This is a genomic window from Rhodococcus sp. WY5, assembly GCF_018588185.1.
Lineage (GTDB): Bacteria > Actinomycetota > Actinomycetes > Mycobacteriales > Mycobacteriaceae > Rhodococcus_F > Rhodococcus_F qingshengii.
The window spans coordinates 2,243,116-2,263,339 of sequence record NZ_JAAMPR010000001.1; the positions used below are offsets into that span (position 1 = coordinate 2,243,116).

Sequence of the window (20,224 nt, forward strand, 5' to 3'; positions counted from 1 at the left end):
AAATAGGCAATTGCGAGGGCCTATCCCGAGGTGAATGAGCTGCGTAGCGTGCAAATAGATACCGAAGAACGTGAGAAGAGGACCGATGAAGACGCATCTCGTACGCACTCACCGCTCTGCCGAAGAGTTCCCCAAGGAAGACCACCTCGCGTGGAAGATCGCGGAAGTTGCGACGGATTCCGTCGACGTCACCGACGCCACATCCGACATGATCGTCAACCGGATCATCGACAACGCGGCAGTTGCCGCAGCTTCCCTGGTGCGCCGTCCCGTGGTGAATGCGCGGGCGCAAGCACAGTCGCATCCGTATACGCCGGGCTCCACCGTGTTCGGTATCCCCGGTACGTTCTCTCCTGAATGGGCCGCCTGGGCCAACGGTGTCGCGGTTCGTGAACTCGATTTCCACGACACGTTCCTCGCCGCCGAGTACTCGCACCCCGGTGACAACATCCCGCCGATCCTCGCCGTCGCTCAGCACACCGGCCGCGACGGTCGAGACCTGATTCGTGGTCTGGCGACCGGCTACGAGATCCAGATCGACCTGGTTCGGGCTATCTGCCTGCACGAGCACAAGATCGACCACGTCGCACACCTCGGCCCCTCGGCTGCGGCAGGTATCGGAACTTTGCTGGGCCTGGGCACCGAGACGGTCTACCAGGCAATCGGCCAGGCGCTTCACCTCACGACGGCGACACGTCAGTCCCGCAAGGGCGAGATCTCCAGTTGGAAGGCGTACGCGCCTGCGCTGGCAGGCAAGGTTGCCGTAGAGGCGGTCGACCGCGCGATGCGCGGTGAGGGCGCACCGTCACCGATCTGGGAAGGCGAAGACGGCGTCATCGCCTGGCTACTCGGTGGCCCGGACAAGGAGTACCACGTTCCGCTACCCGGTTCGGGTGAGGCGAAGCGCGCCATCCTCGACTCGTACACCAAAGAACACTCCGCGGAGTACCAGAGCCAGGCGCCGATCGACCTCGCTCGCCGAATGCGTTCTCGTGTCGGTGATCTCGACCAGATCGCGTCGATCGTCCTGCATACCAGTCACCACACCCACGTCGTCATCGGCACCGGTTCCGGCGATCCGCAGAAGTTCGACCCGACCGCCTCGCGTGAAACCCTCGACCACTCGGTGATGTACATCTTTGCCGTTGCGCTACAGGACGGTACGTGGCACCACGAACATTCCTACGCGTCCGAGCGTGCACAGCGCGCGGACACGATCGAGCTGTGGAACAAGATCTCCACGCGCGAAGATCCCGAATGGACACGCCGTTACCACTCGACGGATCCGGACGAGAAGGCTTTCGGTGCGCGCGCCGAGATCACCTTGAAGAGCGGCGAAGTCATCGTCGACGAGCTTGCGGTGGCCGATGCGCACCCGCTCGGCGCACGTCCGTTCGCTCGCGATCAGTACGTCGCGAAATTCCGCACCCTCGCCGAGGGCGTCATCGAGCCGAGCGAACAGGACCGCTTCCTCGATGCGGCTCAGCGCACCGCCGAATTGAAGGCAGGCGAACTCGATCAGCTGACCTTCACCGTTTCCGAAGACGTTCTCGCTCGAGCTCCCAAGGTCGCCAAGGGACTTTTCTGATGTCGGGCCTCATCGCAGCAGCGACGTCTGCAGCCGACAAGCGGATTGCCTTCCGGGCGGGGCTGACGTCCGGAAAGATTCAACGACTCCCGGGTGCGATCAATCCGCTGACAGCCAGACTGATTCAGGAAATCGGGTTCGAGGGTGTCTACGTTTCAGGTGGTGCGTACTCCGCCGGATTGGCGCTTCCCGACATCGGACTGACCACCTTGACCGAGGTCGCCGGCCACAGCAAGCAGATCGCGCGCGTCACGGACCTCCCGACGCTCGTCGACGCCGACACCGGTTTCGGTGAACCTATGAGCGCGGCCCGCACGGTCACGATCTTCGAGGACGACGGAATAGCCGGTCTGCACCTCGAGGATCAGATCAACCCCAAACGCTGCGGGCACCTCGACGGCAAAGCAATTGTGCCCACCGAAGACATGGTTCGCCGTGTTCGTGCTGCAGTGTCGGCGCGTCGTGACCCGAACTTCGTCATCTGCGCGCGCACCGATGCTGCCGGAATCGACGGTATCGACGCGGCGATCGAGCGAGCAAAGGCCTATGTGGATGCCGGTGCCGATCTGATCTTCACCGAAGCTCTTGCCACCGAGGCCGACTTCGAGAAGTTCCGCGCAGCGGTCGACACTCCGCTCCTCGCCAACATGACCGAGTTCGGGAAGTCGAGTCTCATTTCGGCGAAGACGTTGGAAGAGATCGGTTTCAACGCCGTCATCTACCCCGTGACCACCCTTCGGCTGGCGATGTTCGCTATCGAAAAGGGTCTGCGCGAGATTTTTGCGGAGGGCACGCAAGAAGGACTGCTCGGCGAAATGCAGCATCGCAGCAGGTTGTACGAGATTCTCGAGTACGAGCGCTACAACGAATTCGACAGTGGCATTTTCAATTTCAGCTTGGAGGGGAGTAGGACATGACCGAACAGATTCCGACGATCTACAAGGGCTTGGCCGGAGTTGTCGTCGATACGACGGCTATCTCCAAGGTAGTGCCCGAGACGAATTCTTTGACGTATCGCGGTTACGCAGTGCAGGACCTTGCCGCGAACTGCAGCTTCGAAGAAGTTGCGCACCTGCTCTGGTACGGCGAACTGCCGACTCCCGAGCAGCTCGAATTACTCTGCCTGCGTGAGCGTGCGGCCCGTCGTGCCGACCGCTCACTGCTCTCGCTTCTGACCAAGATGCCGGACAACTGCCACCCCATGGATGTTGTCCGCACGGCGATCAGTTACCTCGGCGCCGAGGATCCGGCGGAGGACGACAACTCGGAGAAGGCCAATCTGGCCAAGGCGCTGCGGATGACGGCTGTGCTGCCGACCATCGTCGCAGCCGATTTCCGCCGCCGGCGCGGTCAGGATCCCATCGCGCCGCAGTCGGACCTGGGTTTCGCCGAGAACTTCTTGAACATGTGCTTCGGTGCTGTTCCGGAGTCGGCGATCGTGAAGGCCTTCGAGGTCTCGCTGATCCTGTACGCGGAGCACTCCTTCAACGCCTCGACGTTCGCCGCTCGTGTTGTGACGTCCACACTTTCGGACATCTACAGCGCAGTGACCGCTGCTATCGGCACGCTCAAGGGCCCGTTGCACGGCGGTGCAAACGAAGCTGTCATGCACGACATGCTCGAGATCGACGACCCCGACCGCGCCGAAGCCTGGATGTCGGAGAAGTTGGCTGCCAAGGAGAAGGTCATGGGCTTCGGGCACCGCGTCTACAAGAACGGTGATTCGCGTGTTCCGACCATGAAGCAGGCCCTCCTCGACGTCGCGGCAGCGACCGACGGCGAGAAGTGGGTGCAGATGTACGAGATCCTCGAGAAGACCATGGTCAGTGCCACCGGAATCAAGCCGAATCTCGATTTCCCCACGGGCCCTGCATATTTCCTCATGGGCTTCGACGTCGAGATGTTCACGCCGATCTTCGTGATGAGCCGCATCACCGGATGGACGGCGCACATCATCGAGCAGGGGCAGTCGAATGCACTGATCAGGCCGCTGAGCCAGTATTCGGGCGTGCCACAGCGCACAGTCGTGGCATGACACTTTTTGCTGTCGTGGCATGACGCCCCTTTGAAACTGCGTCGGCGAGGTTCGGTTCTGGCATCACCGTCTCCTGGCCTCGTCGACGCTTCTCCGTTCGCACTATCTGCAACTTTGCATCGAGAATTCGCAAAGATATTCAAGTGCAATGTGTTTCGACTCTTCTCTACCGGAAATAACGTGAGTGTCATGACTGAAACGCACGAAGAAATCTTGATCATCCGTCGTGGCGAGACCCTCGACGTCGTGTTCAACCGGCCGGAAAAGCGCAACGCATTGACCCCGCAGATGTACGACGCCATTGCCGGAGCCTGCCGGCGCGCCGACTCCGACCGCGAGATTCGGTTACTCACTCTCCGAGGTGCTGGGGGAGAGGCGTTCTCGGCGGGCTCCGACATTGGCCACTTTCAAACCTTCTCGAGCTTTCAGGACGGGCTCGACTACGAAAGCCGGTTCGTCGGCGTACTGACCGAACTCGAGAAAGTGAGGGTTCCCACCCTCGCGGTCATCGACGGTGTGTGCGCGGGAGCAGGGCTGTTGCTGTCGGCAGCGTGCGATGTGCGGATCGCGACGCAGGGGTCACGCTTCTGCCTACCGATCGCGCGCACACTCGGAAACTCGTTGTCGATCCATTCCGTGGCGTTGCTGGCGGACAGGATCGGCAGTTCGCGTCTGATGTCGTTGATCGCTCGGGCTGGGGTGATGTCGAGTGGCGAGGCTCTGCGGAGCGGCTTCCTCAGCGACTGTGCAACAGAGTCCGAGTTCGCGACCCTGACTGCCCAGGTATCTCGCGATCTACTTGCCGCCGCCCCGATGACCGTCTGGACTATTCGGGAGTCCCTGCGACGCATCAGAACCCGAGTGATTGCCGACAACGATGATCTGATGAGCATGATCTACAGCAGTGACGACTTCAAAGCCGGCGTCGACGGTTTCCTTCGCGGGGAACGACCGGTGTGGGCCGGCGTGTAGTTCGGCGGTAGAACCACAGGCTTGCGTTGGAGCGCGCTCTAACCCCTAGCGTTGCCGACCATGACAACAAAGACCTGGATCATCACTGGAGTTTCTCAGGGTTTCGGCCGTGAACTCGCACTGTCTGCACTTCGATCGGGGGACGCGGTAGTCGCTGCAGTTCGTCGTCCCGAGTCCGTTGCAGATATCGCGTCGGAGCATCCGGATCGGTTCTCGGCGGTGACGTTCGACGTCCGCGACACCGCGGCGGCACCCAGCATCGTCGAATATGCGCTCGAGCGTTTCGGTCGCATCGACGTGCTGGTCAACAATGCCGGTCGTGGGATGGTCGGCGCGGCGGAGATGGTGGACGATTCGACCTTGCGGGATCTCATGGAACTGCACCTGATCGGACCCGCCGCGTTGGTGCGCGCCGTCCTCCCGTCGATGCGAGTGCAGGGCAGCGGGACGATCGTGCAGATGAGCAGTCAAGGCGGCCGTATGTCGTTTCCCGGTGTCGGGGCGTACTCGGCGTCGAAGTTCGCTCTCGAGGGTTGGTCGGAGGCTCTCGCCGGTGAGGCCGCGCAGTTCGGCGTTCGGGTGATGATCGTCGAGCCCAGCCGATTCCGTACAGCATTCAACACGCCTGGCGTTCTGAGCTTCGCCGAATCATCATCGGAATACCGTGATTTGCTGGATCCCGTTCTGCGGGACATGGCGGCCGCAGACGGTGTTCAGGAGGGTGATCCGGAGAAAGCAGCAGAGATCATCACCTCGCTTGTGCACAGCGAGAATGTGCCACTTCGTCTGCCACTCGGAAAGGAAGCCGTGGAGCGTGTCTCCGCGTCGTATCGGAAGAATCTCGCCGAGGTATGCGTCTGGGCCGACCTGGCTCGCAGTGCAGACTTCGCGGATGCTGCCGGCCCTGTCCGCCCGTTCTAGGCTGAGAGTCATGGCTACGGAAGACTTGATGCGTAAGGCACTCGAGGCACTTGGGGAAGTGGACGGGCCAATGTCGATCGAGGTGATTCACCGACTCGTCGATGCAGGGGACGTTCAGGAGCCGATGTCGATCGCCGAAGTCTCGGACCTGCTGGATGTCTCGGCACATACGCTGCGCTACTACGAGAAGATCGGTCTGGTCGAGGTCGATCGTGACTCGAGCGGACATCGTGTGTACGGTCCGGAATCTGTTCGCAGGCTGGTGTTTCTGACCCGCATGCGTATTTCAGGTATGGCGATTCGCGACCTGCAGCACTACGTCGAACTGGTCGACGCCGGTGAAGGGACAATTCCGGAGAGGCTCGACATGCTGCTCGAGCACCGGGACACCGTTCGTCGGCAGATCAAGGAGCTCACGTTGTCTTTGGCTGCGACGGAGTACAAGATTGCGACGTACGGCGGGCGGACCGGAGAGCAGGATATTTAGCCGAGTGAAACCGGAAGCAACCCTCGCGGGGTCTCTTGAGCGATCTGGTTCAGCGCAGACTCCAACGTCGGAAATTGATACTGGAAGCCGCTGTCCGCGAGCACCCCTGGTGAAACCCAGCGACTCTTCGTTACCAGTTCAGCCTCGGTGCGGATGATTCGTGCGCCGAACTCGAGCATCCAGCCCGGCGTCGGAAACCCATATTGTCGGCCAAGTTTCGCTCGTACCATCCGCATCATGTCGGTGTTGGTTACCGGATACGGGGATGCGATATTGACCGGGCCTGAGATCTCCGGATTCTCGTAGATGTGGATGATCGCGCGAATGACGTCGGCGATGTGAATCCAGCTGAACATCTGTCGGCCGTCGCCCATTCGTCCGCCGAAGCCCATTCGGGCGAGGTTGACGAACGGATTGATCGCCCCACCGCCGGCTCCGAGGACGATCGACATCCGAAGTGCCACTTTGCGAACAGGCGTTGGGGCTGAGAACAATTCGTGTTCCCACGCTCGCGCGACCGCTACGGAGAATCCCTTACCCAGCTCTCCGTTCTTCTCGTCCATCGGTCGATCTCGTGCGTCTCGGTAGATCGTGCCGGTACTGGCATTCGCCCAGAGTGAGGGTGGCTGCGGCGTGCGGGTCAGCGCACGACCCAACAGTGCAGTCGTTTCCACTCGGGAGGAGAAGATGTCGTCGGTATTGCGCTTGTTGTAGCGGCAGCTCACGGAGCGGCCGGCGAGGTTGACGAGCAGATCCGTGCCGCTGAGTACATCGGCGACGCCGTGCTCGTCGGACCACGTGGCATCGCTCGTTCCTCCCCGGCCGATCGTCCGAACGTCGACCCCGTTGGATTCGAGCGTTCGAAGAAGGTGTTGGCCTACGTAACCCGACGCACCACAGACAACAACGGTCTTCATGGTTTTGTGTTCCCCTCTGCAGAAACGACTTTTGTCATCAGGGCGGCGACATCGCCGACCAGACCTCGTGCCACTGGCAGCCGGGCGAGGGTGAGCGCTTTCGCGATGATCGGTACCAGGCCGTCGACGAGGGATCGGGTACGAGTTTGCCCCGGAGACGCGTCGGTGACCCAGTGCAGCGTCACGCCCAGATAGCTGAGCCACAAGAGCGTGGGGAGCTGGGTCTCCAATGACGCCGGCGTCTTCTGCTTCGACGCCGCCAGTGCTTCACGCATCAGATCGACGGCCATCGATCTCGCATCGGTCGACTCGGCCGAGAACGGGCTGGACTGTGATGTGGTGGGCAGGGCAACGTGCAGAAACGTGCTGCCGAAGCCGTGATAGGGCCCCATGACATCGAGTCCGGTGTGCAGAACAATCCTGAGATTTTCTGTCAGTGAACCACCTTCGCGAAGGAGTGGAAGCGCCCGCGCGCGGTGATCGCGTTGGATGACGAGATACAGCTCGTGAACCAGTTCGTCTTTACTGGCGAAGTAGTAGTAGGCGTTCCCGAGCGAGACCTCTGCCTCATTTGCGATCTTGCGCATGGTCGTCGCTGCGAAGCCTTCGTCGCGGAAGAGCCGCAATGCTGTTTCCACCAGCTTTTCCCTGGTCTCGATCCCGCGACTACTCATCGACACTCCTTCTTTGAACATGTTCAAGTGCAGCGTACGCCCTGGAGTTGAACACGTTCAAGAGTGGATCTGTTGCGTGAAAGATAATAAGCGCGCATACTAAATGTATGAATGAATGTGCTTTCGGTTCGCCAGGGGGCCGGCGATGAATGCCTGGTTAGGGGTTGTCTCTGCCGAACATGTGCGTCGCGCAGTGGATCTCGGTATCGCACAGATCGGGCACGGAAAGAGAGCTGGTTTGGTACGGATGAAAGCAGGTGACGTGCTTGTCTATTATTCGCCGGTCGAGTCCGTGGGCGACCGAGATCCGTTGCGCGAGTTCACAGCTCTCGGTGTGATCGAAGAGGGTGAGATCTGGCAGGCGGACGAGGGGTGTTTCAAGCCGTTTCGGCGGCGAGTTCGGTACGAACAGTTCAACCCCGTTCCTCTCGACGCAGTCCGGAGTCGATTGGCGCTGACCTCGGCACCGAATTGGGGGTATCAACTCCGGCGTGGCTTGATTCCGTTGGATGACAACGACGTCGAGATTCTGCGCTCGGCAACGAGCTGACACACTGACGCTGTGGTGAAGAAACTGGAAACCGACTTCGAGGATGCTGGCGACAGTCCGGGTCTGATGTTGTGGCGTGTCACCAATGCTTGGCAGGCTTCGATTCGCGCGGCGCTGCGGCCTTTCGACCTGACTCACGTGCAGTTCGTTCTGCTCGCCGCACTGACCTGGCTGGACGCGGAGACTTCGATAACTCAACGCGATCTTGCCGAGTACGCGCGCACCGACCCGATGATGACATCGCAGGTGGTACGGACCCTCGAATCCAAGGGGTTTGTGGAACGCCGTCCACATCCGACCGATGCTCGGGCACGCTCGGTGGTGGTGACCCAGGCGGGTGCGGCCCTGGCGGGCAAGGCAAACCGTGCGGTGGAAGCATCGGATCGGGAATTCTTTGCCGCTCTCGGGGATCGTCAGGCGGCCTTCGTTGCGATGCTCGGCGTGCTCGACCGAAAGTAGCGACCTAGAGTTTTCAGGGGATTACTCTGAAGTGCGCTGCAGCAGTGCATATTTGGCTTCCAGTCCGTCCAGCAGGGATTCCAGTGCGAGTTCGAAGCTGGCGCCGTCGATCTCGGTGGCACGCTCACGCAACAGATGTGCTCGCGTGAGGTGCGGGTAACGCTCGGCGTAGATCGCAGGATCGTCCACGAATCCGCCGGAGAACGTCGCTGTCGCAGCACCCATGACCACGTACTTGACGGAAGCGCCGATCAGTGTTGCCGTGCGCTGTGGCCATCCGGCGCGCACCAGTCCGCCATGGATGGCGTTCGCGCGATCGAGGGCGATGGGCCTGACGCTCGGACCGTAGGCCAAGTAGGGAACGATATTGGGATGCTTGCCCAGGGCGGCGTGGTAGGACCGCGCCCACGTGCGTAGCGCGCCGCGCCAATCGTCGGAGTCGAAGCCGCTCACGTCGACGGACTCCATGATGACGTTCGCGACGTCGTCGAGTAACTCGTCCTTGTTGGCGTAATGGCTGTACAGCGACGGTGCCTGTACGCCGAGAACAGTGGCGAGTTTGCGCATCGAGAAGTCGGTCAAACCGTGCTCGTCCACCAGTTTCAGGGCGGTGTCCCTGATGATCGGCTTACTCAGTAGTGGAACCCGCGGTCGCGCCATCGCCCAGAACCCTTTCGTCTGAAAGTACTGGACAACCTTACACTGTGAGTTTATTATCCAATTAACCTAACAGTGTTCGGGAACGTGGAGGATCAGATGACACGGGTGTTCGAGAACAAGTCCGATCTCCTGGGGGCGGTCGGTGAAACGCTGGGCTCGAGCGAGTGGGTCGAGGTCACCCGCGAGATGGTCCATCAATTTGCCGACGCGACCGGTGACCATCAGTGGATTCACGTCGACGACGAAAGGGCAAAGCGTGAATCACCTTTCGGTGGTCCGATTGCCCACGGGTATCTGACTCTCTCGCTCCTGCCGCTTCTGTCGAAGTCCGTGTATCGCATCGACGGCGCGAAAATGGTCGTCAACTACGGGTCCGACAAGGTTCGATTCCCGAGTCCGGTGCCAGTCGGGGCCAAGGTTCGAAATACCGCAGTGCTCTCCGCAATCGAAGAATTGCCGAACGGTTCACTACAGAGTCAGATCACCAACACCGTCGAGATCGAAGGCGTGGGCAAACCTGCCGTCGTTGCGCAGACCGTCGCGCGAATCTTGTTCTGAAATCCTGCAAGAAGAAAGCAGACTCCACATGAATCTCGAACTGACCACTGAGGAAGTTGCGTTCCGCGAGGAGATGCGAAAGTTCTTCACCACCGAATTCTCGCCCGAACTTCGAGCACGTGCAGCCGGATTCGGAAAGCTGACTCGTGAGGACATCGTTGCGGGTCAACAGATTCTGAACGCACACGGGTTGGCGGTTCCACACTGGCCGGTCGAATGGGGTGGCAAGGACTGGACTCCGGTTCAGCGCCACATCTATTCCGAGGAAATGCAGTTGGCGTCGGTACCCAACCCGTTGCCGTTCAACGTGAGCATGGTTGGGCCCGTTATCGCTGCCTTCGGTTCGCAGGAGCAGAAGGAGAAATTTCTCCCCGCTACGGCCAACGCCGATATCTGGTGGTGCCAGGGTTTTTCGGAACCCGAAGCCGGTTCGGATCTCGCTTCACTCAAGACGGCCGCTGTTCGTGACGGCGCAGACTACATCGTCAATGGTCAGAAGACGTGGACTACTCTCGCGCAGCACGCCGAGTGGATCTTCTGTCTGGTTCGTACAGATGCCAGTGCTCAGAAGCGGCAGGCCGGAATTTCGTTCTTGCTCATCGATCTGGCAACTCCCGGCATCACGGTTCGCCCCATCAAACTGATCGACGGCAGCGTCGAGGTCAACGAGGTGTTCTTCGACAACGTCCGCGTCCCTGCGGAGAATCTTGTCGGCGAAGAGAACAAAGGCTGGGACTACGCCAAGTTCCTGCTCGGCAACGAACGCACGGGCGTCACGCGGGTCGGGTTCTCCAAAACTCTTGTCGCCACGGCAAAAGAGAAGGCGCGGGAAGTTCGCGTTGGAACCGGCACCCTCCTCGATGATCCGTTGTTCGCGGCTCGGTTGGCTGAGTTGGAAAACGATTTGCTTGCGCTGGATCTGACTCAACTGCGAGTTGTGGCGAGTTCGGCAGACGGCAAGCCGAACCCGGCGTCCTCGCTGCTCAAGCTCCGCGGCTCCGAATTGCAGCAGGCAGCAACGGAATTGCTGATGGATGTTGCGGGTCCGGACTCGTTGCCGGTGAATACGGTCGAGATCGACTCGCCGGAGTGGGCGCAGCAAGCGGCGCCGCGCTACCTGAACTACCGGAAGGTTTCCATCTACAGCGGATCAAGTGAGGTGCAGCGCTCCATCATTGCCTCCTCGATTCTCGGATTGTGAGCATCTGACATGAATTTCGAACTCGACGACGAGCAGACGATGCTTCGCGACACGACGCGTGAATTGCTCAACCGCAGCTACGACGCGGAGAAGCGCAACGCCACCTCGGCTACTGACGAGGGATGGAATGCCGCGGTGTGGAAGCAGTTCGCGGAGCTCGGGCTGCTCGGCCTGCCGTTCGCGGAGGCCGACGGCGGGATGGGCGCTGGGCCGGTCGAGACCATGGTCGTGATGACCGAACTGGGCCGTGCGCTTGCACCCGAGCCGTACTTGGGTGGTGTTCTGATCCCCGGCGGTTTGATCGCGGCTGTCGGTTCGGCAGATCAGCGGGCGCGGCTCCTGCCGGCGCTCAGCGACGGGACCACTCTGTCGGCCTTCGCGCATACGGAACCCGGCACGCGCTGGCCGGTCGCCACCGTCACGACCACGGCGTCGCAGTCGGGATCGGGATCGGGGTGGACTATCACCGGCGTCAAGAACCCGGTCCTGCAGGGCGACAGCGCGCACGTCGTGATCGTCAGCGCCGCACTTCCAGACGGGGGCACCGGGCTCTTTCTGGTAGATGCGGAAAGCGCGGGTGTCTCATGGAGCAAATACGCAACTCACGACGGCCGTCGCGGTGCGCAGTTCACGTTCACCGATGCCGCGGCCGAACAGCTTGGTGAGGGCGGCGATGTCACGGAGGCGATCGTCGAAGCAGAGGTTCGGGCGCAGGCAGCTCTGTGCGCCGAGGCGATCGGGATCATGACCGAAGCTCTGCGACTGACGACGGAATACCTGAAGCAGCGCAAGCAGTTCGGTGTTCCGCTCGCGAAGTTCCAGACGCTGACTCATCGTGCGGCCGACATGTACGTGGCGCTCGAACTGGCGAGCAGCATGAGTCTGTACGCCACCATGGCCATCGCCGACGGAGTGATCGATCCGACCATCGCGTCGCGAGCGAAGCTGTCTGTCGGTCGCGCCGCGCATCAGATCGGTCAGGAAGCAATTCAGATGCACGGTGGTATCGGTATGACAGCCGAGTATCCGGTCGGGCACTACGTCTCGCGGCTGGTGGCCATCGAACACACTTTGGGCGCATCTGACGATCACCTCAGGGTGCTGGCCGCCGGCGTCTCGAACTATTCGATGGTGAACGTCACCGAGTAGATCGGTGGTGAAGATAACGGGAGGTCACGCGCAGGTCGCGTGGCCTCCCTTGTCTGTGCGGGGGCCGACCCGCGGTATTCGCGGTCAAGTAAAATTCCTGTGATCAGTCCGAGAAGAGAAAGGGATCGAAGTGACCGCGCATACCGAGCAGCTCGAGTTCCAAGCAGAAACACGTCAGCTGCTGGATCTGATGGTTCATTCAATCTATACGAACAAGGACAGCTTCCTTCGTGAGTTGATCTCCAACGCTTCGGACGCGCTGGACAAGCTCCGCCTCGAGTCTTACCAGGACAAAGACCTCAACGTCGACGTCTCCGATCTGCATATCGAGATCGACATCGACAAGGCAGCACGCACCCTGACCATCCGCGACAACGGCATCGGCATGTCGCGTGACGAGGTCGTCGACCTGATCGGCACGCTCGCCAAGTCCGGCACCGCCGAGGTCCGTCGCAAGCTCAAGGAAGCCAAGGATGCAGCGGCATCCGAAGAACTGATCGGTCAGTTCGGCATCGGCTTCTACTCCACGTTCATGGTCGCGGACAAGGTCACGCTGCTGACCCGCCGCGCCGGTGAAGATCACGCGACGCGCTGGGAATCGACCGGCGAAGGCACGTACACGCTCGAGCATGTGAACGAGGCGCCTCAGGGTAGCTCCGTGACCCTGCACCTGATGCCCGAGGATTCCGAGAACGGCCTGCACGACTACACGTCGGAATGGAAGATCAAGGAACTGGTCAAGAAGTACTCCGACTTCATCGCGTGGCCTATCCGCATGGATGTCGCTCGTACGTCGACGCCGGCCGAGGGCGAGGAGCCCGAGGTCACCATCGAGACCGAGACGATCAACTCGATGAAGGCTCTGTGGACTCGTTCCAAGGACGAGGTGTCCGAGGACGAGTACAAGGAGTTCTACAAGCACGTCAGCCACGCCTGGGACGAGCCTCTCGAGGTCATCCCGATGAAGGCCGAAGGTACTTTCGAATACCAAGCGCTGCTGTTCATTCCGTCGACGGCGCCGTTCGATCTCTTCATGCGTGAGCGCAAGGCCGGCATCCACCTCTACGTCAAGCGCGTCTTCATCATGGACGACTGTGAAGAGTTGGTGCCCGATTACCTGCGTTTCGTCAAGGGTGTCGTCGACGCACAAGACCTCTCGCTCAACGTCTCTCGTGAAATTCTGCAGCAGGACCGGCAGATCGCTGCCATCCGTCGTCGTCTGACCAAGAAGGTCCTCTCGACCATTAAGGACATGAAGGCGAACGAGCCCGAGAAGTACTCGACCTTCTGGACCGAGTTCGGACGCGCGCTCAAGGAAGGCCTGATGGCCGATGCCGACAACCGCAAGACGCTGCTCGACATCTCGTCGTTTGCCTCGACCAACAGCGAAGAGGGCGTGACCACTCTCGCCGAGTACGTGGAGCGCATGAAGGACGGTCAGGAACAGATCTACTTCATGACGGGCGAATCTCGTCACCTGATCGAAAGCTCTCCGCACATGGAGGCTTTCAAGGCCAAGGGCCTCGAGGTTCTGGTTCTCACCGACCCGGTGGACGAGATGTGGGTCGACGCTGTCTCGGACTTCGACGGCAAGACCTTCCAGTCGATCGCCAAGGGCGAGGTCGACCTCGACACCGAGGACGAGAAGAAGGCGGCCGAGGCCGAGCGCGAAGAGAAGGAGAAGGAATTCGGCGAGCTGCTGACGTGGCTGACCGAAACCCTGTCCGACGACATCAAGGAAACGCGTCTCTCGACGCGCCTGACCACGTCGGCTGCCTGCATCGTCGGCGACGCGTTCAGCATGTCTCCGACGCTCGAGAAGATGTACAAGGCTTCGGGTCAGCCTGTTCCACACAGCAAGCGCATTCTCGAGCTCAACCCGGAGCATCCGCTTGTCTCGGGTCTGCGGGAGGCGCAGGCCGCCAATGACAATGCAGAGAACCTGACGGAGACGGCTCAGTTGCTCTACGGCATGGCGTTGCTTGCCGAGGGCGGTGAACTGAGCGATCCGGCGCACTTCACGCGCCTGCTGGCCGATCGTTTGGCTCGCACAGTCTGATCTCGTCTAGCTCGCTCGAACTCCCGGCACTCACCTTCATCGGTGGGTGCCGGGAGTTTTTTCTTGATCGTTTTCTAATGAGGACCGTTTCTGTCCGCAATAACTTCTAACGTAGTTCTCACAGGGCACGAACCCACGAGCGAAGGAAAACATCATGCATGCACCGATCACCACCGTCACCGGCGAGCGCGCGGATCTCCTCCAGAGCCTGCGTCGGCATCGTGAATTCCTTCTCTTCACCGTCAAGGACCTCACCGACGAGCAGGCCGCTTCGAGGCCGACCGTGAGTGAACTGTGCCTCGGCGGATTGATCAAGCATGTGGGTCAGGCGGAAAAGGGATGGGTCGACTTCATTCTGGAAGGGCCGGCCGGACTTGGTGGGGACTTCGACCCGACCCAGTGGTCGGAAGAGATGCAACAGGAACGGGCGAACGAATTCGCCATGGTCGAGGGTGAAACCTTGGCAGGCATCGTTTCCGAGTACGAGGGGATCGCGGCCAGGACCGACGAGTTGGTGGCCTCGCTGGACAGCCTCGACATCTCGCATCCACTGCCGTCGGCGCCGTGGTTCGAAGCGGGAGCTCGCTGGTCAGCGCGGCGCGCATTGCTGCACATCATCGCCGAGACGGCCCAGCATGCGGGCCACGCGGACATGCTTCGCGAAGCCATCGACGGTTCCAAGACGATGGGTTGATGGATGGATTGATCCACCGGGATGTTTACACATCACACAAATATGTAACACTAGTGTCTATGAGCACCGAAAAGTCTGCCTTGCAACCGCCGATGCAGTGGGACGCCTGGGGCGATCCGGCCAAGAAGCGTGAACTGTCGGACGCAGTCACATCATTGTTGACCGGATTTCTCGGTGTCTCCGCACCGACTCGATCGCGTCTCGCCATCGAAGACGTCCAGGTGGCTCCGTCCGCTATGGCCCAGTCGCATGTCGAAGCGCTGTCCGGGCTGGTCGGGGCCGAGTACGTCAGTACCAAGGATTCCGATCGAATCCTTCGGGCCGGTGGCAAGAGCACCCCGGATCTGCTTCGCCGTCGTAGCGTCGAGCCGCAGGACGCACCGGACGCAGTCGTCACTCCAGGGACAGACGCAGAGGTCGAGCAGGTTCTCCGATACTGCTCTGCCAACCGGATCGCAGTGGTCCCGTTCGGTGGTGGCACCAGCGTCGTCGGCGGGCTCGATCCCATTCGTGACGGGTTCGACGCAGTTCTTTCTCTCGATCTGCGCAGGTTCGATCAGCTTGTCGGGTTGGACGAGGAATCGGGCATTGCGACGTTCGGCGGCGGAACTACCGGCCCACGGGCCGAGGAGCTTCTGCGTGAGCACGGTTTCTCGGTCGGGCACTTCCCGCAGAGCTTCCTGTTCGCCACTCTGGGCGGGTTTGCCGCCACCCGGTCTTCGGGGCAGGCGTCGGCTGGATACGGGCGCTTCGAGGACATGGTTCAGGGCCTCACCGTTGTCACCCCGAGTGGAGTGATCGAGACCGGGCGTGCGCCGGCATCCGCTGCAGGCCCCGATCTGGGTGAGCTCTTTGTCGGCTCCGAGGGCACCTTCGGCGTCATCACGCACGTGCGTGTGCGGGTTCACCGTCTGCCCGAGACCACCGTGCGCGAAGGGTGGAGCTTCCCCGACTTCGCCACCGGCGCAGCTGCATTGCGTGAGCTTGTCCAGGAAGGATCGGCTCCGACCGTGCTGCGGTTGTCCGACGAGGCCGAGAGTGGCGTGAATTTGGCGACCACCGACAAGATCGGCGAGAACGCCTTCACCGGTGGTTGCCTCGGCATCACTACCTACGAGGGCACCGCTTCGCACACCGCTGAACGGATGGCGGAGGCCCGCGCAATTCTCACCGCTCACGGCGGCACGTCGCTCGGTGAGGAGCCCGGAAACAGCTGGGAACACGGGCGATTCGATGCGCCGTATCTGCGTGACGCTCTGCTCGACGTCGGCGCACTGTGCGAAACCCTCGAGACGGCAACCACCTGGGGTAACCTCGCGAACCTGCGCTCCTCGGTCACCGAGGCGCTGACCAAGGCTCTCGTCGAGCAGGGGACTCAGCCGCTCGTGATGTGCCACATTTCGCACACCTACAAGACCGGTGCTTCGCTGTACTTCACCGTCGTCAGCGCGCAGACCGAGGATCCGATCGCTCAGTGGCACAAGGCGAAAACTGCCGCTGGCGATGCGATCATCGCCGCCGGTGGCACGATCACCCATCACCACGCTGTCGGCGCCGATCACCGCCCATGGATGAAGGACGAGATCGGTGAATTGGGCGCGAACATCCTTCGCGCAGTGAAGAATGCAGTGGACCCTGCCGGCATCCTCAATCCTGGAAAGCTGATTCCGTGACCGAAACCCGCAGTCAGATCGAGAAGGTTACCGTCCTGATCAATCCGATGGCGGGACATGGTCACGCGCCTGCGGCAGGACGCAAAGGTGTTGCGCGACTGCGCGCTCGGGGAGTTGCCGTCACCGAGATCATCGGAACCGACGCCGACGACGCCAAGAAATTGGCCCGTCGTGCGATCGAGGAGGGTACCGACGCGCTGGTGGTGGTCGGCGGTGACGGTGCCATCAGCATCGGATTGCAGGCTGCCGCGTTGATCGATACTCCTATCGGGCTCATCCCGGCGGGCACCGGTAACGATCACGCCCGTGAGTTCGGCATTCCCACAGGCGATCCCGAGGCAGCCGCCGATGTGATCGCCGACGGCCTCGTGCAGCAGTCCGACCTGGCGAAGATCACGCTGGCCGACGGTTCCGTCGTCTGGTCGGGAACGATCATCGCGAGCGGATTCGATTCGCTGGTCAGTGAACGGGCCAATCGGATGTCGTGGCCCAAGGGACCGATGCGCTACAACTTGGCGATGCTCGCCGAGTTGGCGAAGATGAAGCCGCTGCCGTACCGGATCGAACTCGACGACGAGGTCATCACGGTGGACGCGACGCTCGTGGCTGTCGGCAACGGGCGCTCGTACGGTGGCGGCATGCTCATCACGCCAGGAGCGTCGAAGTCGGACGGGTTGCTGGATCTGACCGTCGTCGGGCACGGTTCGAGGTTGCGTCTGGTGCGCCTGTTTCCGCGGGTGTACAAGGGAACTCACGTCTCCTTGGATGCGGTGCAGACGTACCGATCGAAGAAGGTTCGGTTGGTCTCCGAGGGCATCATCGCTTACGCGGACGGCGATCGGGTGGGGCCGTTGCCCATCACGATCGAGGCAGTTCCCATGGCGCTCAACATCTTGACGCACACTCGGATCTGAGTCGGTTCTGCCGGGCACTAGGTAGCGGTGGTGTCAGACTTCTCGGATGAACGAATCGACGAAGTCGGCGCACCGCCGCGCTGCGTGGACGTTGGAGAAATGGCAGCTAGCCATCGACATCCCGTTGACCGCTGCGGCCTGCCTGTTCTTGGTGGCGTACGCGTACCAAGTGCTGGCGCAACCGACGGGCCTTCCACATCGTCTGACCGAATGGACGATGTGGGCTGCGTGGGTCGTTTTTGCCGTCGACTACGCAGTTCGCCTGTGGTTGGCACCTGCCCGCGGTCGCTGGTTCGTCAGGCATCTCTTGGACTTGGCGATGGTGGTGTTGCCCATGCTGCGTCCGCTGCGCCTACTTCGGTTGGTCACACTGCTTGCGATAGTTCACCGCTCGAGCGGGCAAAGCTTGCGTGGACGGGTGGTTATTTACGCCACTGGTGCCACGGCCTTGCTGATCGGTGTCGCGGCGCTGGCCATGCTCGATGCCGAGCGTCACGCGCAGGGCGCTGCCATCACGTCGTACGGAACGGCATTGTGGTGGGCGATGGAGACGGTCACGACCGTCGGTTACGGAGACATGGCGCCCGTTACCACGACCGGGCGCATGATCGCCGGAGCATTGATGATCGGCGGAATTGCGTTGCTGGGCATCGTGACTGCCACACTCGCTTCCTGGTTGGTCGAGCGCGTGGCGGAACAGGACGAGGCATCCCAGGCCGCGACGCGTAAGCAGGTGGCGGACCTGTCGTGGCGCAGCACGCGTCTTCGGACAACTGACATGCATCGCAGCGAACAATAGAACGATGGTCTGATAATCTTGCGTGATGGTGGCGACCCACGGATTTCAGCGCGCGCGCAGGCCTGAGCAGATCGAAGCGCGTCGGTGCGCGATTCTCGATGCGGCCCGCGCGATGCTCGGGTCCAGGCCCGTCGCCGACATCAGCCTGCGTGAGCTCAGTGAGAGCGTCGGACTGGCGAAGTCGAACGTGCTTCGCTACTTCGACAGTCGCGAAGCCATCTTTCTCGAAGTGCTCGACGAGAACTGGGTTGCGTGGTTGGACGGGTTGTCCGAGTCGTTGACCCCGACCGGTGACGACTCGCCGTTCGCCACTGAAATCCATGTGGCATCGACGGTTGCGGAATCGCTTGTCGCACAGCGTTTACTGTGTGAGTTGATGAGCGTCATGGCGGGTGTCCTCGAAAGAAACATCTCCGTCGACTTCGCCCGTGACTTCAAGAAGCGGGCAACGGTCAACTCGGGAAGGTTTGCGTCGCTGATTCATTCGCAATTGCCTCACCTCTCGGAGGGCGACGCGGCTCAATTCGCCAAGGTAACCCTGGTGATTGTTGCAGGCTTGTGGCCGACTGCCGAGCCTGCCGAATCCATGGTCGTCGTACTGAACGAGATGCAGGCGCCCCCTGCTGCCGACATGTTCGCAACCGGCCTACGTGAAGGTCTGATCAATCAGCTCGTCGGGCTGTCGGCGCGAGCGGCAACCCGAACGAGCTGAGCCCGTTCAGGCGCTGTGCAGCGTCAGGACGGTGATCTCGCTCGGTGCGAACACGCGGAATGGTGGACCCCAGAACCCGGTTCCGCGGCTTGTGTACAACTGCGTGCGGTCGCCGTGACGGGTGAGCCCGTGCACCGACGGTTGATCGAGTTTGACCAGAAGGTTGAACGGCCAGATCTGTCCGCCGTGGGTATGACCGGCGAGCTGCAGATCCACTCCCGCGGAAGCGGACTGAGTTACCTGCTTCGGTTGATGGGCGAGCATCAGGATCGGCAAATCGGGGTCGGTGCCGGCAAGGGCCATATCGAAGTTCGCGCCGTGACCGTCGAGCTTCGATCCCAGAGCGGTGGCGTCGTCGACTCCGGCGATGACCAGGTTGTCGCCGCCCTTGGTGACGACGAGGTGCCGGTTGTGCAGGGCATCCCAGCCGATCGAGGTCATGTAGTCGAGCCACTCCTGAGCCTCGTGGAAGTACTCGTGATTCCCGGTGACGTAGACACGAGCGAGTCTGGCTTCCACCGACGCGAGTGGGGTGGCTTGGCCGAGGCGCTGCTCTACCGTTCCGTCGGCAATGTCGCCGACGTGGGCCACGATGTCGGCGTCGAGTTCGTTGACTGCCGCGATCACGCGCTCGGACCACTTCTCGCGATTGATCGGGCCGAAATGGGTGTCGGTAATTGCGACTACCCGAAGCTTGTCCATTCCCGCTCCGAGGCGAGGGATGGTGACGTCGACGTGCTTGATCCGTGGCAGTCTCATGGCTTCCCGATAGCCCCAGATCAGCAGAACGGCCGAGGTGATCAGTGCCGCAACGGCGACGATCCTCGATCGAAGCGGGTCATCCACGCCGCCGACGAGCAGTCCGAGCCTCAGGACTTCACCGAGCAGGGTCCACACGAACACGACCCAGATGATTCCGAGGAGGGCGTCGCCGACCAGGCGAACTGGATCGCGGTCAGTGTGTCCGTGGCTGAGCATCATGGTGGCAGGCAGGGTGATCAGGAGGGCGGCAAATAGAACGGTGCCGAAAACTGCCACCGCTGTCGGCCAGTCCGGCCGGACGAACAAGCTCCACCACGGGTACACGAACAACAGAGCCAAGATCGACGCGACAATCGCGGATATGGCAACGATCCGCAACGGTCTGCGGCGCGGAACTCGAGCGACGTCGGTCGCCTGGGGTGTAGTCACCCGGTCCAGAG

General features: G+C 61.4%; 21 protein-coding genes. 17 read left to right on the plus strand and 4 right to left on the minus strand.

Annotated elements, in window-relative coordinates:
• Positions 1-85: 85 nt before the first annotated feature.
• The 6 genes from prpD to G4D79_RS10460 all read left to right on the plus strand — a co-directional run bounded on the left by prpD (position 86) and on the right by G4D79_RS10460 (position 6,003).
• Positions 86-1,588, plus strand: coding sequence for a 2-methylcitrate dehydratase PrpD (gene prpD, locus G4D79_RS10435; protein ID WP_003939787.1), 1,503 nt, complete (start codon positions 86-88; stop codon positions 1,586-1,588).
• Positions 1,588-2,505, plus strand: a complete 918-nt coding sequence (prpB, locus tag G4D79_RS10440) for a methylisocitrate lyase (protein ID WP_099697539.1) — start codon at positions 1,588-1,590, stop codon at positions 2,503-2,505. The genes prpD and prpB overlap by 1 nt, the downstream gene beginning before the upstream one ends.
• A complete protein-coding gene (locus tag G4D79_RS10445; protein WP_047269777.1) occupies positions 2,502-3,623 on the plus strand; it encodes a bifunctional 2-methylcitrate synthase/citrate synthase in 1,122 nt (373 codons plus the stop codon). The genes prpB and G4D79_RS10445 overlap by 4 nt, the downstream gene beginning before the upstream one ends.
• A gap of 189 nt (positions 3,624-3,812) precedes the next feature.
• Positions 3,813-4,595, plus strand: coding sequence for an enoyl-CoA hydratase (locus G4D79_RS10450; RefSeq protein ID WP_081558419.1), 783 nt, complete (start codon positions 3,813-3,815; stop codon positions 4,593-4,595).
• Between the two features lie 60 nt (positions 4,596-4,655).
• Complete coding sequence (locus tag G4D79_RS10455) at positions 4,656-5,516, plus strand: SDR family NAD(P)-dependent oxidoreductase (protein WP_099697540.1); 861 nt, start codon at positions 4,656-4,658, stop codon at positions 5,514-5,516.
• A 10-nt stretch (positions 5,517-5,526) separates the two neighbouring features.
• Entirely contained in the window at positions 5,527-6,003 is a 477-nt protein-coding gene (locus G4D79_RS10460; RefSeq protein WP_054827068.1) for a MerR family transcriptional regulator, read from the plus strand.
• Here G4D79_RS10460 and G4D79_RS10465 read toward each other — a convergent pair.
• Both G4D79_RS10465 and G4D79_RS10470 read right to left on the minus strand, forming a co-directional pair.
• Positions 6,000-6,920 carry a TIGR01777 family oxidoreductase gene (locus tag G4D79_RS10465; RefSeq protein WP_099697541.1) on the minus strand — a complete coding sequence of 307 codons (921 nt, stop codon included), beginning with the start codon at positions 6,918-6,920 and terminating at the stop codon, positions 6,000-6,002. The two genes, G4D79_RS10460 and G4D79_RS10465, sit on opposite strands and share 4 nt — an antisense overlap.
• Positions 6,917-7,594 carry a TetR family transcriptional regulator gene (locus G4D79_RS10470; RefSeq protein WP_007731336.1) on the minus strand — a complete coding sequence of 226 codons (678 nt, stop codon included), beginning with the start codon at positions 7,592-7,594 and terminating at the stop codon, positions 6,917-6,919. Before G4D79_RS10470 ends, G4D79_RS10465 begins: the two co-directional genes overlap by 4 nt.
• A 145-nt stretch (positions 7,595-7,739) precedes the next feature.
• On the opposite strand from G4D79_RS10470, the gene G4D79_RS10475 reads away from it, so the two are divergent.
• Entirely contained in the window at positions 7,740-8,144 is a 405-nt protein-coding gene (locus G4D79_RS10475) for an EVE domain-containing protein (protein WP_099697543.1), read from the plus strand.
• 12 nt (positions 8,145-8,156) lie between these two features.
• Positions 8,157-8,603: a MarR family winged helix-turn-helix transcriptional regulator gene (locus tag G4D79_RS10480; RefSeq protein ID WP_080726731.1), complete on the plus strand. Its 447-nt coding sequence runs from the start codon at positions 8,157-8,159 to the stop codon at positions 8,601-8,603.
• A 21-nt stretch (positions 8,604-8,624) separates the two neighbouring features.
• Here G4D79_RS10480 and G4D79_RS10485 read toward each other — a convergent pair whose 3' ends face one another.
• The gene (locus G4D79_RS10485) at positions 8,625-9,263 is read right to left on the minus strand and encodes a TetR/AcrR family transcriptional regulator (RefSeq protein WP_099697544.1); all 639 of its coding nucleotides are present in this window, start codon (positions 9,261-9,263) and stop codon (positions 8,625-8,627) included.
• A gap of 96 nt (positions 9,264-9,359) precedes the next feature.
• On the opposite strand from G4D79_RS10485, the gene G4D79_RS10490 reads away from it, so the two are divergent.
• The 9 genes from G4D79_RS10490 (at position 9,360) to G4D79_RS10530 (ending at position 19,022) form a co-directional block, all read left to right on the plus strand.
• The gene (locus tag G4D79_RS10490) at positions 9,360-9,821 is read left to right on the plus strand and encodes a MaoC family dehydratase (protein ID WP_007731344.1); all 462 of its coding nucleotides are present in this window, start codon (positions 9,360-9,362) and stop codon (positions 9,819-9,821) included.
• Positions 9,822-9,849: 28 nt separating this feature from the next.
• On the plus strand, positions 9,850-11,022 hold the full coding sequence (locus G4D79_RS10495) for an acyl-CoA dehydrogenase family protein (protein WP_050656415.1): 1,173 nt from the start codon (positions 9,850-9,852) through the stop codon (positions 11,020-11,022).
• 9 nt (positions 11,023-11,031) lie between these two features.
• Positions 11,032-12,171, plus strand: a complete 1,140-nt coding sequence (locus G4D79_RS10500) for an acyl-CoA dehydrogenase family protein (protein WP_007731347.1) — start codon at positions 11,032-11,034, stop codon at positions 12,169-12,171.
• Positions 12,172-12,301: 130 nt separating this feature from the next.
• Entirely contained in the window at positions 12,302-14,230 is a 1,929-nt protein-coding gene (gene htpG, locus G4D79_RS10505) for a molecular chaperone HtpG (protein ID WP_020909088.1), read from the plus strand.
• Between the two features lie 154 nt (positions 14,231-14,384).
• Entirely contained in the window at positions 14,385-14,924 is a 540-nt protein-coding gene (locus G4D79_RS10510) for a DinB family protein (RefSeq protein WP_099697545.1), read from the plus strand.
• 92 nt (positions 14,925-15,016) lie between these two features.
• Positions 15,017-16,597, plus strand: coding sequence for an FAD-binding oxidoreductase (locus G4D79_RS10515; RefSeq protein WP_042452763.1), 1,581 nt, complete (start codon positions 15,017-15,019; stop codon positions 16,595-16,597).
• Positions 16,594-17,511 (plus strand): diacylglycerol kinase, encoded by a 918-nt coding sequence (locus G4D79_RS10520; RefSeq protein ID WP_099697546.1) that lies wholly within the window; start codon positions 16,594-16,596, stop codon positions 17,509-17,511. The genes G4D79_RS10515 and G4D79_RS10520 overlap by 4 nt, the downstream gene beginning before the upstream one ends.
• Before the next feature lie 46 nt (positions 17,512-17,557).
• Positions 17,558-18,310, plus strand: a complete 753-nt coding sequence (locus G4D79_RS10525; protein ID WP_099697547.1) for a potassium channel family protein — start codon at positions 17,558-17,560, stop codon at positions 18,308-18,310.
• 25 nt (positions 18,311-18,335) lie between these two features.
• The gene (locus G4D79_RS10530; RefSeq protein WP_007731351.1) at positions 18,336-19,022 is read left to right on the plus strand and encodes a TetR/AcrR family transcriptional regulator; all 687 of its coding nucleotides are present in this window, start codon (positions 18,336-18,338) and stop codon (positions 19,020-19,022) included.
• Between the two features lie 6 nt (positions 19,023-19,028).
• Here G4D79_RS10530 and G4D79_RS10535 read toward each other — a convergent pair whose 3' ends face one another.
• Positions 19,029-20,213: a metallophosphoesterase gene (locus G4D79_RS10535; protein WP_030535164.1), complete on the minus strand. Its 1,185-nt coding sequence runs from the start codon at positions 20,211-20,213 to the stop codon at positions 19,029-19,031.
• Positions 20,214-20,224 lie beyond the last annotated feature (11 nt).